Genomic DNA, 15,437 nt, shown 5'->3' on the forward strand with positions numbered 1-15,437 from the left:
ACTAAATCGTGAGCCACAGTTACCTATGCAAAGCAGGTAACAATGCGGAAAGGCAACTTTGTGCATCAACGGATTTTATTGCGCTGATTCTCAATGTTTTGCGTATCAAGGAACGCTTACAAAATGATTATATTTGCACACTCAAAATGTAAGCGTTATGAAAATCGAAAAATTCAAGGTGTTGCTCTACCTAAAAAAGAGCGGAATGGACAAGAATGGAAAAGCTCCCATCATGGGACGCATCACAGTGAACAGGACTATGGCGCAGTTCTCCTGCAAGTTGTCTTGCACTCCATCGCTTTGGAATCCTCGTGCCAGCCGATTGGAGGGCAAGAGCAAGGAAGCCGTGGAAACCAACAAGGACATCGGGCAGTTGTTGCTTTCCATCCAAAAGGCTTTCGATGTGCTTGTGGAAAAGAGAACGGACTTCGAGGCTAAGGATGTCAAGGAGGCCTTGCAGGGCAGCGTCAAGACACAGACCACCCTTCTCTCCTTCGTGGACGAGCATATCAGTGAACTCAGCACACATGAGGGCATCGATATGTCGAAGAGCAGTGTCTGGACTTACAGAAAGATTCGCAAGAATCTCGCTGAGTTCATCGGGGAGAAGTATAGGTTGACTGATTTGGCTTTCGGACAGCTGACCGAGCCTTTCATCAGTGACTTTCACCATTACTTGCTTGACGAGAAAGGCTTTTCATCAGGAACCATCACCATCTATGTGTCGCTCTTCAAGAAGATGTGCCGCATCGCCTTTGAGCGAGGCTTGTGCAAGAACCTGCTGTTCGCCCATTATCGGGTTGGCACTCCAAAGGTTATGACACCCAAGGCTCTCAGCATGTCTGATTTCATAAAAATCCGTGATGTGGAACTGCCCGAAGACAAGCCGAGACTATCCGTTAGCCGTGACCTGTTTCTTTTCGCCTGCTATGCAGGAACAGCCTTCATAGACACCGTTTCCATCACGAAAGCCAATGTCAAGGTGTTGGAGGATGGCGACAAATGGCTCGTCTATAACCGCAAGAAGACCGGAACACTTGCCAGGGTGAAACTCCTGCCCGAGGCGTTGGAGCTGATGGCGAAATACGAGGACGAGGCAAGAGATACCCTTTTCCCATTGCTGAGCACGAATCGTGTTCGTATCGATCTCATCACCATCTGCAAGTTGGCGGAAACGAGCAAGACCTATTCCTACCATTCGGGACGACACTCGTTCGCCAGCCTCATTACGCTGGAGGCTGGTGTGCCGATGGAGACCATCTGCAAGATGCTCGGTCACAAGGATGTGAAGATGACGCAGCGGTATGCGAGAGTAACCCAAAAGAAGCTGTTTGAGGACATGGACAAGTTCATCGCTGCAACCGAGAAGGACTTCGTTCTCGCATTATGAACAAGGCTTTCAACTTTTCTTTTCACAGTTCAACCACATTATTATATTATAAGGACAACAACTATGAGCAGAAGTACATTTTCAATTTTGCCTTACATCAACAGACAGAAGGTAAAGGCAGACGGAACAGCCAACATACTTTGCCGCATCACCGTTGACGGCAAAAGTGCTGCCATTTCCACAGGCATATCCTGTACCCCACAGGAGTGGAACGCCAAGAAGGGAGAGGTACGGAACGCAAGGGACAACGGACGATTGGCAAGTTTCCTCGATGAAATCAAGGACAAGTACAACGCACTTCTTGTCGCCAACGGCATCATCACCGTGGAAATGCTGAAGGCTGTGTTGAAGGACAAGGACACGACAGGAAGGTTCTTGCTGAGCTTTGGTGATACCATCGTGGAATGGTATCGAACCGCAAAAGCCAGACAAACCTTTCTGCACAAGCGGACATGGCAGAAGAATCTGAGAGACTTTGTCCATTCGTTGGATAAGGACGACATCGCCTTTGAGGACATAGACGAGAATTTCGGGGAGGAATACAAGCTATTCCTGAAACGAGACCAGGGACGCATCGACAGCTACGTAAACCATTGCCTTCTCTGGCTGAACATGTTGATGTACAAGGCAGTGGACAGGAGCATTATCCGCTTCAATCCCATAGCCAAGATAGGGTATGAGAAGAAGGCAGCCCCGAAGATGACCCATATCAGCAAGGCAGACTTCATCAAGATGCTCTCTACCCCGATGGCTGATGAGCGAACGGAGCTTGCACGCAGATGTTTCATTTTTGCCTCGCTCACCTCCTTATCCTATATAGATGTAAAGAAACTGTACCCTCGCCATATCAGTGAGAACTCCGAGGGTAGGAAGTTCATCCGCAAGGAAAGAGAGAAGACAGGCGTGGAGTTCTTCGTGCCACTCCATCCGATAGCCGAGAAGATTCTTTCGCTCTACAATACCACGGACGACAGCAAGCCTGTTTTTCCACTGGGTGAGAAGAAAGACATCTATCTTGATGTGCATACCCTTGGAATGGTGCTTGGCATAAGTAATAAGTTGGGATTCCACGCCAGCCGCCATACATTCGGAGTCTTGATGCTCAACGAGGACATTCCCATCGGCAGCATAGCCAAGATGATGGGACACGCAGACATTACAAGCACACAGGTCTATGCGCAGGTGACGGAGCAGAAGATTTCAAATGACATGGATAAGCTTATTGCCAAGCGAGAAATGAACAGATTATCGAACGAAAAAACTATTGGAAAATGAACAGAGGAGTTATAACTATCAGCGAGAGCGGAACGGTATCCATACCGACCGATACTGTATGGATGACCATGCAGGAGATTGCCGACATGTATAATGTGTTCGGCTGCTATGTGCGCAAGGCTGTCAAGGCTATATTCAAGGATGGCATTCTGAAAGAGCAGGGTGTACGCCGTCATGTCAGGAAGAACGACCGCATCAGCTATGATGTGTATAGCCTTGAACTCGTCATTGCGGTAGCCTTCCGTATTAACAGCATTGAGAGCAGAGCCTTTCGGGAGTTCATCATGCAAGCCATCATCAAAAAGCAGACCAACCGCCCGAAGTTGGTCTGCCTGTGGTCGAAGAATATAATGGTGTAGCAATTACATTTTTCATCAATGATCTCTATTCCTTGAAAACCAATATTTATTAAAATTTTATAAAGGTTTTAAATTCATTTGCTTTATTCTATTTATTTCTCTAAAATTGCAATATTAAACAAATAATGAACTAAAATGAGCCTTTTGGATTTTTATATAATATGGAGAGGAGATATGCTATTTGCAACAGTTGTTCCTATAGCATATTTCCTATTGTACCTAAAAAACAAACAAGTGACATTTGTCTTTTTGAAATTTGTAATGGCATTTGTGATATGTTTGTACTGGGCAACATACGCTTGTACTTTTTTTTATTCATATTATGATGTTATAGGATGGTTTAAAATACTTATAATACCTGTTTTTTCCATTTATAGTGGATTTGTACTTCACCTTTTAAAATCGAAGAAGAAAAAGGTGTTTTTTCTTATCTCCATAGTCTATATAATATTTTGGTGCATATTGATATTTTGGCATTGCATGAGTAGTATGTAATGCAAAAGAATGAAGAGAGATGATTCCTAATTGTATAGGAATCCTTCAAGCAACGTTCCTTGGAGGCTTTGCGCCTCCAGCCACTTGGGCGAACCACCGCAGTGTGTTTTAGCATGGTATTAGATTTATACAGGTAACACAAATGATACACGGCAAACACGAACAACTCGGTATAGCCAATAAAACGAGGCGACAACCTATAACAGCCATACTCGGTAAGTTATACGTTGTCGCCTTGTTCATTTCACCCCACTCATCAAGGACATGTATTTCTCCTACAAGCCCTTCATTCTGTACGCCTCACGATAGTTAGCCATCAGAATCTTCTGAATGTCGGACTCGCGGTAGAGTATCTTTCCGCCAAGCTGGATATACGGGATGACACCGTTGTTTCGGTAGTCCTGCAGGGTTCTTCGGCTCAGTTGCTGCCTGGCGCAAAGCTCCTTGTCCGTCATGAACCGCTCACCGCCAAGCATGGGGCGGTAGTTCATCACGGCACGTTCAAAATTGTCAACCATTCGGTTGAGGTGGTTCACGATGTGGTTCATCCACTCGCTGTTTCTTGTCATTACTTCATTGCTCATAGTTGTCTCGTTTTATTGTTGATACTTACGTTACTCGGTTTACTTGCTGCATTGGATAAAGTGGCTGTTGTATATTGACAGCCTATCCTGTGCGCTTGCGAAAGCGCATGTCCTTTTTCCTGTCCTCCACTACTGCTACGATAGCCATCACGTCCTCCGGCTTGTAGTAGGTCTTGTGGCTGATTTGTGTATAAGCCAAAGTTCCGTTGTCCCGAAGCGTCTGCACTGTCCGTGGGCAGATGTTGAGCGTCTGACACACGTCCTGCGTGTCGAGCCACTTGTTCATGGTCTTGTCCTCACTGCGCTCACGGATTCTGTCCATGCGCTTCACGAAATTCTCCAACTGGGCATCAAGATAGTTGAATGCCTCTTCCTCGAATACGATGAATCCCATACTTTTCTTTTTTCTAAGTTAATACTATGTTATATGTCGCAAAGCTCCACGCATATGCTGTGCTCCACGTTTGTGAGTGCAAAGATAAGGCACGGCAATCTAAAAACAAGCGTTTTCAATTTCTGTGGCAGTATGTTGCCGGGGTTTGCCGACTTCAACGCCAAAAGCAACAAGAAAAACTTGCACGACTGCAACGAATACATGAACAATGATGAGTTGAGAAATACGTTGAAGTTCTCACAGCTATCTCGGTATGCAAATAAGCAAGCCACAACTAAATTGCCACGTTACACCCAATCAGTTGCATGACTGCACTCAGTACACTTACTTTGCACCCGACAATCGGTCAATGGTGCAAACCGTGACCACTATACCAACAATTTAAACAATGTAAGTTATGGCAAAAACAAAAGATGCAGTCTTGACTCCTGGGCAAAAGGAGCTGATGGAAAAAGAGTATTTGGATTTTGTTAAACCCTCTACGTATGGCAACAAAGCCAATCCAAGTAGTTGTAATTCTCTCTATGATGATGTAGAGAACCCAGAGTTGAGAGCAATTGTAGAGAAAGTTGCTGCAACAACTCCCTATAGAGAGGAAACATCAACGAACGAGGCTCAATCGCCACCGAATCCGCAGAAGCGCATCAGTGGCAAGCAGCGCAAGGCGACATTAGAGGAGTATCAGCAGACCTTCCTCCAAGTTCCAAGGATTGACGACCGCAAGCCAGTCTTCGTCAGTTCCGATGTACGAGACCGTCTTGATCGTGTCGTCCGCATCCTCGGAGGGAGACGCATGAGCGTATCGGGCATCATCGAGAACATCGTGCGCCACCACCTAAGCCTTTATGAAGAGGACTTCGAGGCTTGGCGCAAATTGTGAGAATTAAGGTCTGCGACCTTGGGCGTGGATAGCTGAAAGGCAGTAGTTCCAACTAACGTGTTCTGAGAGGGAGCGAGGTTATGTTTTGGGAACCCCAAAACGCCTCGCTCCACCATGAGGGCGGAGGAATTTTGCTCCCGACGGTCGCAGAAAGTGAGTGTACCAACTGTAAACAGTGTATCGAATGACAAACGTACAGGAACAAGACAAGAGAAAGGGCGGAAGACCGCCCACGGGCAGGGTTCGCAAGCTGTCGAAGTCTGTCACGGTGAAGTTCTCAAAGCCAAGCTATGAGGCATTGAAACTGAGGGCAAGAAAAGCCAATCGCAAGTTGGCGGAGTATATCCGTGAGTCCGCCTTGAACGGCGAGGTGGTCAGCGGACACAATGCAGAGACGGTTGCCATTGCCAAGAACCTCATCGGTATGGCGAACAACCTCAACCAACTTGCCAACCTGTCGCATCAGAGAGGTTTCCATGAGACCCATGTATATGTGGTGGACTTGTTGAGAAGATTGAAAGAAATCCTTGACGAGTATCGCCAAGCAAGTTATAAACCGAAGCCAAGCAGTATGGGCAGAAAGGAGGATACCACATGATAGGCAAGCTAAAGAAGGGCAGCTCATTTGGTGGTTGCATCCGCTATGTTACAGGCAAGGATGAGGCGAAAATCATCGCCTCGGATGGCGTGTTGCTCGGTACGAATGCCGAGATAACGCAAAGTTTCGAGCTACAGAGGCAGCTAAATCCAAGGATTAAGAAGCCTGTAGGACACATTGCATTGAGCTTCAAGCCCGAGGATAAGCCACGTTTGACGGATGAGTTCATGACTAAGATAGCCATTGAATACATGCAGATGATGGGCATCACTAAAACCCAATTCATCATCATAAGGCATCACAACGCGGATAATCCACATTGTCATATCGTGTATAACCGCATCAACAATGAGAGCAAACTCATATCAGACAGGAATGATTACAGGCGTAATGAGCAGGTGACCAAGGCTCTTAAATCCAAATATGGACTTACTTACGGAACGGACAAGAGCAATACTAATACTCGTAAATTACGCAATGCCGAGCGAGCCAAATATGAGATTCACAATGCTGTTAAGGACGCATTGAAAATGGCAGATAGTTGGGAAAAGCTCAGAAGCGAACTTGCAAAACGAGGTGTTCACTTGGAGTTTGTCTATAAGGACAAGGCGCAAACCAAGGTTCAAGGCATCCGATTCTGCAAGGATGGATATAGTTTCAAAGGTACGCAGATTTGCAGAGAATACAGCTTTGGCAAGTTGAATGCAAAGTTTGAAGGAACGGAAAACCATGTATCAACAAGAGCCAATTCTGCTCAGCAATATGAGCAGGGCTGTCGCAAGAATGAGCAGGTGCCATTCATGTCGGAGAACTGCCAAGACCCTTGGGATGGTATTTCTTCCATTGGACTTTTTGCTTCTGCCAACGCTCAAACCTTTGAGTCTTTCCCAGAGGATGAATCAGCCAAGAAGAAAAAGAAGAAACGCAGAAGAGGCTTTAGCCTTTGATGCAAGTTACAAACCATTCAAACAACAAAAGAAATATGAAAGAAGAAATGTTGGAGGCCATCTACGGCACAGTTGAGAGATTGGAGCAGAAAGTTGATGAACTTTCTGCCTCACCTAAGAACGCAGGAGCGAAAACAGTTCTCAGCCCTGCAAGTATTGACACAAGCAAACTTGAAAAAGCCATCCTTTCTGTATCAGTAAAAGAAGGGGAGGCTATTGACAAATTGGCAAGATTAAGAGAGGCTATCTGCATCTTTACCGACCTTACCAAGAAAGAAGCAAGCAAAGATGAACAGCGAAGTAAACTCTTGTTTGATGCAATTAATCAGGTGAAACAAGAGCTGAATGCCACTTCAAAAAATGTGCAGGACAAACTTCACGCAATGGGTAATACACCTCTGAAGAAAGTAGTGACTCATCGCTTCGAGCCAACTTCAAAGTCTGTTCTTCTTTTCATTGGTGGCTTGGCTCTATCTCTTGTTCTCTCCATTTGGGGCAATCTCACCCAATGGCGAGAGCATCAAGATTGGGAGGAGGCAGATTTGAAGTATCGGGCTTTGAAGATGGTGCTTCCATCCGATGACCCCAATGTTCGATACATCGAAAAGAACTTTTCTGTATGCCCAAATAAAGAAGTTATTGAGAATGTGAGAAATCGTATTACTGCTTATGAGGATTCTGTCCGCCACCATTATGAAATGATAGAAATAGCAGCTTATAAAGACAGCATTGCCAATCGCCTATTGCGAGAGTCTAAAGAGATTAAAAGTAATTTTGGCAATCGTTAGACAACGGAACTATTAGTAATTTAGAGGTGTATAATGCAATTCAACCTCCCATTATATAGCAGACTTTTCTATATAGTGGGAGGTTCTGATGTATCTCTTTTTCTATTTTTGCAACACTAATATAAGTGAATTCTTTGACTTGACAAAATCCTGAGCAACAAAAGTTGCTCCAGTACTTAAAAAAATCTTAAATTAAAAAGTTGCGGAATTTAGGGGGGACTGCATCTTTTCAGACAGTCTCCCCTAGCTTGTTTTTTTTCAATCGTTTTGTGGAAGACGAAAATCAGCCTTTCTTGTTCCACGCCACTACATTGATGTAAACATCATTAAAATCGTTGTCCGTCTGGTCTTCTATGCAGATGTCTGTGACAGCTCCCACTTTTCGGGCATTGAGGTCATTTATTAAGTGCGTGTTGGTACTCGCTATCAATTGTGACGACATAGAGGAATCAACGTATACCCTCAGTTCATTTCCTTCGATTATAGCGTTGCCCTGTCCCAGCAATGTCAGGTTATGGCTTTGCGTGAAAGCCTTGGTATAGGTGGCATAAACCTTACCCGTATCGTCAAGGATTGTAACTTTCGTATCGTCACAGCATTGCGTGGTAACGGTCCAGCAGGCGAACATCCCCTTTTTCATTTCCCCGAGATAGAAAGGGTGATGAGCCGATGCAACTGTTGGTTGCTGATTGTCATTCTTTTTATTTTCCATTTTCTATAGTTGTTAGGATGGTTGATGATGTGAATACTTTCAGTTCATAGTTCATGGCGGTGTTGAATATCTCCACAGCCTTGTCCTCGTCTATTTTGTCACGGTACTGTTCCAGCATGTTCCCCATCTGGTAAGCACCGTTTGGCGTACCTCCGTTCCATTCTATCCAAAAACGGTAGAGGCTGTTTGTGGGCGTGTAGCCATCGAGGAAGTTGGCTATCCAAGGCCACAGGTACTCGCAGGGCAGCATCACTACGCACATATAGGGCGAGGCAAGTGAGCCTGCCACGTATGCTTCATAGTCGGCATAGTCCTTGATGTCCGTGCCGGGTATCAGTCCCGAAGCCTCACGCAGATGCCACGTCTGATGGTACGTCTCGTTGTATTCGTCGTAGCTCTTTGCCTTTGCCTTGAAGAACTCACGCAATGTCTCATCCTGCGCACAAGTGGCGGCTGTGGCATAGTCATCACGCCCACGGAAGCAATAGTAGCCGTCCTGCACCATAAGCGAGCCGTAGGCGTTGGGGTCGAGCGTCCCGGCTGCGATGCCTTTGAAGTAATCGGTCTGCAACACCTGCACCGCCGTGTCGAGACTACCGTTCCACAACTTCCAGAAGAGCGAGTCGGCAGCAGGAACGTCCGATTTCAATGTTGTCAGCCTGCCCGTCAGTCGCGAGGCAGGAATGGCGAAAGTCCTCTTTCTGAGCCATTGATTCTTGAAATCATTCATAATTGTTTACGTTTAAAATTATTGAATGTGTCAGACGTGGACGGATACTCCGTCCACGCATGATTATTTATTTTGTTATATCAAAAGCTACATAATAATCTAGATTTTTTTCTACTAAACCGTCATGACCACTTTGACCATGAAGATACCAGCATCGTCCATAATCAAAACAATAATAATCAGCAGTAGAATCTTTTATTAGCCCTGCATCACATAAAAGTTTAAATTCTGCAAAGGTGACGAGCCGTCCTCCGATAGCCTCTGCCTTTGTTGCGGCTGCCTCTTTGTTTTCAGCTCTCGCCTGTTTGGTCTTGCAGACTACGATGGCAGAAGTGCCGGTAGAAGAGAAAACGATGCAGTCATAACTGACGTTATCCTTGACAAGTGTGTAGTTATCATTAACATTAACATTAACATTCAGCAACTTACCTTCCTTGTCCGAAGTACTCCAGGTGGTATTGACATCTATAAAGAATTGCTGGTTGACCTTTGCGCCATACCTTCCTGTGATGTAAGTCTGATAGTTAGCTTGTACGGGTACATTACTTATCGTCTTTTTTTCTTCTTCATTGTGCTGTGTAATGAAATTGTCAAGGTTTGCCTCATCCGCACTTGCCAACACGTAGAAACTGCCTATTTCCACAGGAGAATCGGTTGTCCCTTGTATTTCTTTTTTGATGGACAGTGTCTTGGTGTCAGATTCTGTCCCTGTTGTCTTACCGTCTGCCACATTGAAGCTCGTTGGGCGGCTATAAGTCACGGTCATGCTTCCAGTCTCCAACTCATCGGTTTCCCTCAAAATCACTTTGGCTACAGCACGATTCAGCGTGACGTTTACATGATTGCCATTGCTGACTTTAACCGATTGGCTTGCATAAAAAGCCTCGGCATTGGCATCTGCCTTAGTGCTTTTCAAGTCTTTCACACTTTTCAAGTCCGTTGCGTCATAGTTCGTACTGCCATGGTCTGCCCAAAAAAGACACTTGTATGTACCCGGATGCAACAAGATGGTAAAGCAGTTGTTTTCGAAAGTTGTTTCCTGCTTTACTTCTGTCTTACCAGTCTCATCATAGACAGCAACCACATAACGCAAGCCATCCGTGGCAGCTCGTGTTTGGGGCTTCTCGTCGGTTGCGAGTGTGAAAGTCATCTGTTGTACTGTGTTGTTTCCCTTGTCGGTAAACAACTCCTCGTTCTGACTGCACGATGCCAGCATCGCTGCGATGCCCAGCATCAAAAAAACTTTTTTAATCATTTTCTAATTGTATATTTAATTTTCTAATTGTATATTTACTTGTTACTTAAAACCACACATTGTATATTCCGCTCCATTCGGTATTTATGTCGATGCCGCCCTTGTTGATGCCAGCCGTAAGAAAATTGCCATACACTGTCGTAAGGTGGCTATTTCGGTAATTTATCTTAACACCCGAAGCACGACATAACGTATTGCCAAGGTTGTCGGTTACGGTAACTGTAACATTGACAAGTGACTCTGTTCCATTTACCAACACCCAATCGCCGCCTAACAAAACCTCATTGTCAACATCATTATAATGAAGTGATACCTGCGAGTAACTTATACCACCTACGGCATCATTTGGTTTTCCTGTAGAAACATTAAATCCAGAGGGGAAATATCCCTCATACAGAACCTTTACCGTCAGATTCTTCAACGGGGGGTATATATCTGGCTTCGCTTCCATCAGCTTGCGGTAGTTTTCTACGTCTTTGGCTATGAGGCGGTACTTTGCCAATGGGCGTTGGAGTTGCACATTCATTGTTGCGCCCTCTTTGGACAACGTGATGTCACTTTTGTTATAGTACGCCGCATCCTTGGCATCGGTGTTCGCCGTGTATGGCTTCGTGACGATGGTCACTGCTTTCAGGCTTTCCGTATGATAAAATGTGTCGGCAAGCGGATTGTCAGCGCGGGCATAGTCCGTCCACAGGCGCAGGTCGTAAGAGCCTTCTGCCAATTCAAGCTCCACGAGATATGTGCCGTCAGCTTGCGGGACGGGTGTCACGGCTTTGTGAAGCACCACGATGTCCGTGCCTGCCTTGCAGAGTTCTGCCACACACCTTATTGTATTGGCGGTTCCGGCGGCACGAGTCTTGCTCTTCTCTGGTGTGTAATCCGGCAGTTTCGGGGCGGGCAGCGTGAGCTGCAGACGGAGCGTGGACAGCGTGAAAACACCCCGCTGCAGGAAGACGGTGACAGGGCTGATGCCGTCCTCCGTCACATTCACCTCCGCTATGCCCGAAAGCAGGTTGGTCTCGTGGCTCATCTCTATCTCTAACCACTCGTGCAGGGCAGTGAGGGTGGAGGTCTCCGCCGCTTCTTCGTCCGCATTGATGACCACCGCTACCGTGTAGTGTCCGGCTTCTAAGGGATGCAGGACGGAAGCAATGCCCCGTGCGTCCGCATAGTTGTAGGTGGCGTAGAGGTTTCCCCCCGTGCCGTAGATGTAGAGCTTGATTGCTCCGATGGGCACGTCTGGACATTGGGTGTTGTCGATGGCTACGGTCAACCCCCTCTCTCCCTCGTGCGGGTCACGGTTGCAGGCTGTCAGCCACACGAACATGACCAGCATACATATCTTCAGATAGATGTATCTTCTTTTCGTATTCATCGTCTTTGGTTCTACTTTATTTCTTTTTCAGTCACGGCACGGCTGCCCCATAGAGGAATGAACAAGCCATCTCATTTTTACATAATTCATTTTCATATCTTTTGTTTTTGAATTAATAATTTCTTGTAAAAATAAATACTTTTGTGCGTTCTGTCGAATCTTACCACTATGCAGCGGCATTATCCACTGAGCGACACCTGTTCTCTCATTGCCATTATATATACTGTGATTCCCAAAATAACGACAAAAGTCAATCCGAGAAACAGATAGATATAGAATCTCTCCCTCTTGATGAAATCGCAGAAGCTATAGCGAGCCTTCCAATGATTCTCAAGATACATCCTGTACTCATGTATCATGGCATATCCCAAGATAATACCTAATATGAGTACAAACACCCCGATGATGATCAGGGCTAATTCTATTCTTGGCATAGTTTCTATTATTTCTTTCATGGCACAAAGATAGTGTTTTTCAACCAAAAAAGGAGGCGCATTCCCCTGTCAATGTGTCTACTTCCTACGAAGTAGACACCCATTTTAACGATTTATTCCCTTTTATTATGCGTTTTTCTGATATTTATTGAAAAATGGTTAATCCTGTTTTTTATCATCTGGTGCTGCATTTGCAACTTGTTCTTCTCGCCATTCGGTAGGCGTACAACCTTCCTTTGACTTGAATATCCGGTACAGATAGGTACGGGCAGAGAAGCCACACTCGGCAGAAATAATGTCATTACTATAGTCTGGAAATTCCAACATCATCTTCTTTGCCGCATTGAAACGTATATCACCAAGCCATATTCTGAATGTAGTTTTCAGATACTGGTCGAAGAATACAGATAACTCATCCTTGGAGATACAAAGTGTGCGAGAGAGGGTAAGCATATTCACAGTACTGTCCTTATATCCTAAATTCGCACACCATGCATCAAGACTTTTCTGGATGAAATCTCTGCGCTCATCGGAAAGTGATTGTAAAGATTCTGTTCTGCTATCAGCAGAGGTCTGCTGTTTAGCAGAAAGTGCCCCCCCCCCCATACCTATATTTTGTTCCCACCAAGGCATCGTTTTCCACTTCTTTATCCAAGAGTTCTTCGGTAGGGATATAACTGCTGCCGAGAGCGATAAACGTAAGATTGAAGAACAGCAAGGCAAGCAATACGACTGGACCTACTATATATAATAAGGTAGTAGAAAAGATGGCAACTGGCATAGCGAGAACTGCGAGCCATAGAATGATTACACTGGCTCGGGAATATCTCACGTAAGGCAACAAATCCGTTGCCGCCATTGTCTCCAACATATTTTTACGCCTAATCATCTCCTGAATAATCATGTATATGCAATAGAAAACACTTACGCAAAACAGAGTCAGCATCAGATAAAGCCCCTCTCTGATATACAGGCTATGATGGAGACTGATACCCACGCAAAAGACCACAATGATGGCAGCATAAATGCCACTACACATCAGTATCATCTTTCTGAGGTTAGCACGGGTGGTTTCTATGTTGTAGATTCCTATGGAGATGAGCGAGAAGCAGGGGGTATAGAGGAGGATGTTGATGACCGCCCCCAGATTATCGTGCATAGCACGGAACCCGAAAGTCATCTGCAGCACATATTGTATCGCCAGTCCTATCAGGGCAGCAACGATCATCCATCGAGAACGCTCATACCGCTTGTTCTCCCATCTTACATGCAGATGAGAGAGTGCTACGATGAAGGCATTGATGAGCATGAATATAAAACATGCAAACTGAAGTAGAAATAATGAATCCATACGCTTCTTATCTTTTGTTTACTTTCTTGTATTTTTGATTACTTGCTGTAGGATTATCTGGATTAGTCATCTGCAAATACCCTGCTGCAACAAGGGATGTAATGTAACGCTCTCGGTTCTTGGAATGCATACTGACACCAATTCTGTCAAGTATCTCTTTGGTTGTACGAGGTACGGAACAGAAGTTTACAATATCCTTTTCCTTGTTCGTCAATGTTACCCTTTTAGTGTCTAAGTCGGTGTCAGAGTGTCTAAGTCCGGTGTCTAAGTCGGTGTCAGAGTGTCTAAGTCCAGTGTCTAAGTCTTCGACTTGGTTACTTTCTCCTCTCCAAACCGTGATGACAAATTCCTGTGCCTTGTCATTATTCATAAACGTGACATTAATATCTTCGTCCAGTGCACGAGTGATGCCGCTACCTACACCAGTGTATGGCAGCAAGTATATGGCATTGTTAAAAAGGAACGTATTGCGAGGCATAGAAGTTCCAGCCTTGATGTCATCAATAGTGAGTCCGTTAGGCAATGCACCAGGACTGTGAATCTCCACACGATTGTCGAAAATGAAAATGCGAACAGGGGCTTTCATGTTCAACGAACGGTGTACAAGGCTGTTTACCGTGAACTCAACCAAGCTTGTGTAAGGTATTTCCAACTTACCCATGCTGTTGAATTCATCTCCCACCTGCACATTATGTAGGTTACGAGTGAAGAAATCCATGATAGTGTCATATTGATGAAGCAGATTCCCCTCCATATCTGCATCATTCACCTTGTCACGGAACACCTTGCTGCCAACACTGTTGCCAGCAAAACAGATACACTTGGCTGTCATCATTGGCATCCAGCGCTGGGTGTATTTGCCAAACAGAAGCATGGCAGCAACAGTCAGTGTGCCATCGGGACGGATAAATCGCAGATTGCGAAGTATCTTCTCACAGTCATGGCCCTTAGCTATGGCAGAGCAAATCATATCAAGTGATGCTTCATTAAAAGCGTCACCTGTCAAGCCTTTCTTATCCAAAACTCTTTCAAAACGGTTGCCAAGAAACTGCTTGATGGTCGTTGCATCAAGGTCGTTGACAGTTGCATCCCTAACACCAGCCTCGTCAGGAGCAAAACTACCGCAGTCGGTCATCATTTCTGCAAGTTCAGCATTATCGAACACTTTACGCTTGTCGGCACCATTCTTCACCCATACGATTCCTTTGTTGTCATGATAAGGCTTGTTGAGTCCTTCCTTCACAGTAGCAACAACCAAGTTGCCATCCTCGACCTCAACAGTATCTATCTTTATCAGAATGGATGGCACTACGTTTTCTGAAGCAATGTCACTCAACAAGTTGGTTGTTTCTTGTACCTCTGAATACGACAATGCATTGGTTTCTCCGGTCTTATCCTTTATACCAACTACCAACTTGCCGCCATGTGAATTACTGAACGCCACTAACTCACAGGCAATATCATATTTGTCGAGAATGCGTTCCTTGAACTGCACCCCCGACACCTCGCCAGCCTTTATCTGTTTCAATATATCGTCCATCATTCTTTGATACATTCTTTATTCAACAAATCGTTTACATCCACTTTCAGCAAATCAGAAATCCGTATTAAGGTTTCCAAGTCTGGTTGGCAAGTGTTGGTGCACCATTTAGAAATGGTTGCTTGGTCTTTACCCAACATTTCTGCCAACCACTTGTTTGAGCGCTTGGTTACTGCCAACATTATTTTCAATCTGTTTACATCTTTCTTTGCCATACTATATATATAAAATAGGTAAATACACTTGCAAAAGTACGAAAATAATTTCAGAAAAAGGAACAATAGCCTCAAAATGTTTACGAAACATGCAAATAATTGAGTATTTCGC

18 protein-coding genes are annotated in these 15,437 nt (G+C 45.0%); 7 read left to right on the plus strand and 11 right to left on the minus strand.

Features of this window, described 5'->3' with window-relative positions; translation table 11 throughout:
* Window positions 1–157 precede the first annotated feature (157 nt).
* The 3 genes from BT_RS15880 (at window position 158) to BT_RS15890 (ending at window position 3,024) form a co-directional block, all read left to right on the plus strand.
* A complete protein-coding gene (locus tag BT_RS15880; RefSeq protein WP_011108656.1) occupies window positions 158–1,390 on the plus strand; it encodes a site-specific integrase in 1,233 nt (410 codons plus the stop codon).
* 63 nt (window positions 1,391–1,453) lie between these two features.
* On the plus strand, window positions 1,454–2,665 hold the full coding sequence (locus tag BT_RS15885; protein ID WP_011108657.1) for a site-specific integrase: 1,212 nt from the start codon (window positions 1,454–1,456) through the stop codon (window positions 2,663–2,665).
* Window positions 2,662–3,024, plus strand: coding sequence for a hypothetical protein (locus tag BT_RS15890; protein ID WP_011108658.1), 363 nt, complete (start codon window positions 2,662–2,664; stop codon window positions 3,022–3,024). Before BT_RS15885 ends, BT_RS15890 begins: the two co-directional genes overlap by 4 nt.
* 770 nt (window positions 3,025–3,794) lie before the next feature.
* On the opposite strand, the gene BT_RS15895 is transcribed toward BT_RS15890, so the two are convergent.
* Entirely contained in the window at window positions 3,795–4,103 is a 309-nt protein-coding gene (locus BT_RS15895) for a helix-turn-helix domain-containing protein (protein WP_011108660.1), read from the minus strand.
* Between the two features lie 82 nt (window positions 4,104–4,185).
* A complete protein-coding gene (locus BT_RS15900; protein ID WP_008628599.1) occupies window positions 4,186–4,497 on the minus strand; it encodes a helix-turn-helix domain-containing protein in 312 nt (103 codons plus the stop codon).
* A 397-nt stretch (window positions 4,498–4,894) separates the two neighbouring features.
* Between BT_RS15900 and BT_RS15905 the strand changes: the two genes are divergently transcribed.
* The 4 genes from BT_RS15905 (at window position 4,895) to BT_RS15920 (ending at window position 7,710) form a co-directional block, all read left to right on the plus strand.
* A complete protein-coding gene (locus BT_RS15905; RefSeq protein ID WP_007902100.1) occupies window positions 4,895–5,377 on the plus strand; it encodes a DUF3408 domain-containing protein in 483 nt (160 codons plus the stop codon).
* Window positions 5,378–5,561: 184 nt separating this feature from the next.
* Window positions 5,562–5,975, plus strand: coding sequence for a plasmid mobilization protein (locus BT_RS15910; protein ID WP_011108661.1), 414 nt, complete (start codon window positions 5,562–5,564; stop codon window positions 5,973–5,975).
* Window positions 5,972–6,922, plus strand: coding sequence for a relaxase/mobilization nuclease domain-containing protein (locus BT_RS15915; protein WP_011108662.1), 951 nt, complete (start codon window positions 5,972–5,974; stop codon window positions 6,920–6,922). The genes BT_RS15910 and BT_RS15915 overlap by 4 nt, the downstream gene beginning before the upstream one ends.
* Before the next feature lie 35 nt (window positions 6,923–6,957).
* Window positions 6,958–7,710 carry a hypothetical protein gene (locus tag BT_RS15920; protein WP_162303091.1) on the plus strand — a complete coding sequence of 251 codons (753 nt, stop codon included), beginning with the start codon at window positions 6,958–6,960 and terminating at the stop codon, window positions 7,708–7,710.
* Between the two features lie 283 nt (window positions 7,711–7,993).
* Here BT_RS15920 and BT_RS15925 read toward each other — a convergent pair whose 3' ends face one another.
* From BT_RS15925 to BT_RS15965, 9 genes are all read right to left on the minus strand, one after another.
* Window positions 7,994–8,422, minus strand: a complete 429-nt coding sequence (locus BT_RS15925; protein ID WP_011108664.1) for a hypothetical protein — start codon at window positions 8,420–8,422, stop codon at window positions 7,994–7,996.
* Window positions 8,412–9,152, minus strand: coding sequence for a hypothetical protein (locus BT_RS15930; RefSeq protein ID WP_011108665.1), 741 nt, complete (start codon window positions 9,150–9,152; stop codon window positions 8,412–8,414). Before BT_RS15930 ends, BT_RS15925 begins: the two co-directional genes overlap by 11 nt.
* A gap of 67 nt (window positions 9,153–9,219) precedes the next feature.
* Complete coding sequence (locus BT_RS15935; RefSeq protein WP_162303092.1) at window positions 9,220–10,407, minus strand: fimbrillin family protein; 1,188 nt, start codon at window positions 10,405–10,407, stop codon at window positions 9,220–9,222.
* Window positions 10,408–10,453: 46 nt separating this feature from the next.
* Window positions 10,454–11,440, minus strand: coding sequence for a DUF6562 domain-containing protein (locus BT_RS15940; RefSeq protein ID WP_162303093.1), 987 nt, complete (start codon window positions 11,438–11,440; stop codon window positions 10,454–10,456).
* Between the two features lie 524 nt (window positions 11,441–11,964).
* Window positions 11,965–12,219 carry a hypothetical protein gene (locus tag BT_RS15945; protein WP_174888214.1) on the minus strand — a complete coding sequence of 85 codons (255 nt, stop codon included), beginning with the start codon at window positions 12,217–12,219 and terminating at the stop codon, window positions 11,965–11,967.
* 159 nt (window positions 12,220–12,378) lie between these two features.
* On the minus strand, window positions 12,379–12,852 hold the full coding sequence (locus BT_RS15950; protein ID WP_011108669.1) for a helix-turn-helix domain-containing protein: 474 nt from the start codon (window positions 12,850–12,852) through the stop codon (window positions 12,379–12,381).
* Complete coding sequence (locus BT_RS15955) at window positions 12,800–13,570, minus strand: hypothetical protein (RefSeq protein ID WP_011108670.1); 771 nt, start codon at window positions 13,568–13,570, stop codon at window positions 12,800–12,802. The genes BT_RS15950 and BT_RS15955 overlap by 53 nt, the downstream gene beginning before the upstream one ends.
* Window positions 13,571–13,577: 7 nt before the next feature.
* A complete protein-coding gene (locus tag BT_RS15960) occupies window positions 13,578–15,113 on the minus strand; it encodes an RNA-binding domain-containing protein (protein ID WP_011108671.1) in 1,536 nt (511 codons plus the stop codon).
* Window positions 15,110–15,325, minus strand: coding sequence for a helix-turn-helix transcriptional regulator (locus tag BT_RS15965; protein ID WP_022251786.1), 216 nt, complete (start codon window positions 15,323–15,325; stop codon window positions 15,110–15,112). Before BT_RS15965 ends, BT_RS15960 begins: the two co-directional genes overlap by 4 nt.
* Between the last annotated feature and the right edge of the window lie 112 nt (window positions 15,326–15,437).

Source organism: Bacteroides thetaiotaomicron VPI-5482 (assembly GCF_000011065.1).
Lineage (GTDB): Bacteria > Bacteroidota > Bacteroidia > Bacteroidales > Bacteroidaceae > Bacteroides > Bacteroides thetaiotaomicron.

Bases quoted from the DNA above. Each gene is read 5' to 3' on its own strand.
- BT_RS15880 (WP_011108656.1), top strand. From the start codon at position 158: ATGAAAATCGAAAAATTCAAGGTGTTGCTCTACCTAAAAAAGAGCGGA.
- BT_RS15885 (WP_011108657.1), top strand. From the start codon at position 1,454: ATGAGCAGAAGTACATTTTCAATTTTGCCTTACATCAACAGACAGAAG.
- BT_RS15890 (WP_011108658.1), top strand. From the start codon at position 2,662: ATGAACAGAGGAGTTATAACTATCAGCGAGAGCGGAACGGTATCCATA.
- BT_RS15895 (WP_011108660.1), bottom strand. From the start codon at position 4,103: ATGAGCAATGAAGTAATGACAAGAAACAGCGAGTGGATGAACCACATC.
- BT_RS15900 (WP_008628599.1), bottom strand. From the start codon at position 4,497: ATGGGATTCATCGTATTCGAGGAAGAGGCATTCAACTATCTTGATGCC.
- BT_RS15905 (WP_007902100.1), top strand. From the start codon at position 4,895: ATGGCAAAAACAAAAGATGCAGTCTTGACTCCTGGGCAAAAGGAGCTG.
- BT_RS15910 (WP_011108661.1), top strand. From the start codon at position 5,562: ATGACAAACGTACAGGAACAAGACAAGAGAAAGGGCGGAAGACCGCCC.
- BT_RS15915 (WP_011108662.1), top strand. From the start codon at position 5,972: ATGATAGGCAAGCTAAAGAAGGGCAGCTCATTTGGTGGTTGCATCCGC.
- BT_RS15920 (WP_162303091.1), top strand. From the start codon at position 6,958: ATGAAAGAAGAAATGTTGGAGGCCATCTACGGCACAGTTGAGAGATTG.
- BT_RS15925 (WP_011108664.1), bottom strand. From the start codon at position 8,422: ATGGAAAATAAAAAGAATGACAATCAGCAACCAACAGTTGCATCGGCT.
- BT_RS15930 (WP_011108665.1), bottom strand. From the start codon at position 9,152: ATGAATGATTTCAAGAATCAATGGCTCAGAAAGAGGACTTTCGCCATT.
- BT_RS15935 (WP_162303092.1), bottom strand. From the start codon at position 10,407: ATGATTAAAAAAGTTTTTTTGATGCTGGGCATCGCAGCGATGCTGGCA.
- BT_RS15940 (WP_162303093.1), bottom strand. From the start codon at position 11,440: ATGAGCCACGAGACCAACCTGCTTTCGGGCATAGCGGAGGTGAATGTG.
- BT_RS15945 (WP_174888214.1), bottom strand. From the start codon at position 12,219: ATGCCAAGAATAGAATTAGCCCTGATCATCATCGGGGTGTTTGTACTC.
- BT_RS15950 (WP_011108669.1), bottom strand. From the start codon at position 12,852: ATGCCTTGGTGGGAACAAAATATAGGTATGGGGGGGGGGGCACTTTCT.
- BT_RS15955 (WP_011108670.1), bottom strand. From the start codon at position 13,570: ATGGATTCATTATTTCTACTTCAGTTTGCATGTTTTATATTCATGCTC.
- BT_RS15960 (WP_011108671.1), bottom strand. From the start codon at position 15,113: ATGATGGACGATATATTGAAACAGATAAAGGCTGGCGAGGTGTCGGGG.
- BT_RS15965 (WP_022251786.1), bottom strand. From the start codon at position 15,325: ATGGCAAAGAAAGATGTAAACAGATTGAAAATAATGTTGGCAGTAACC.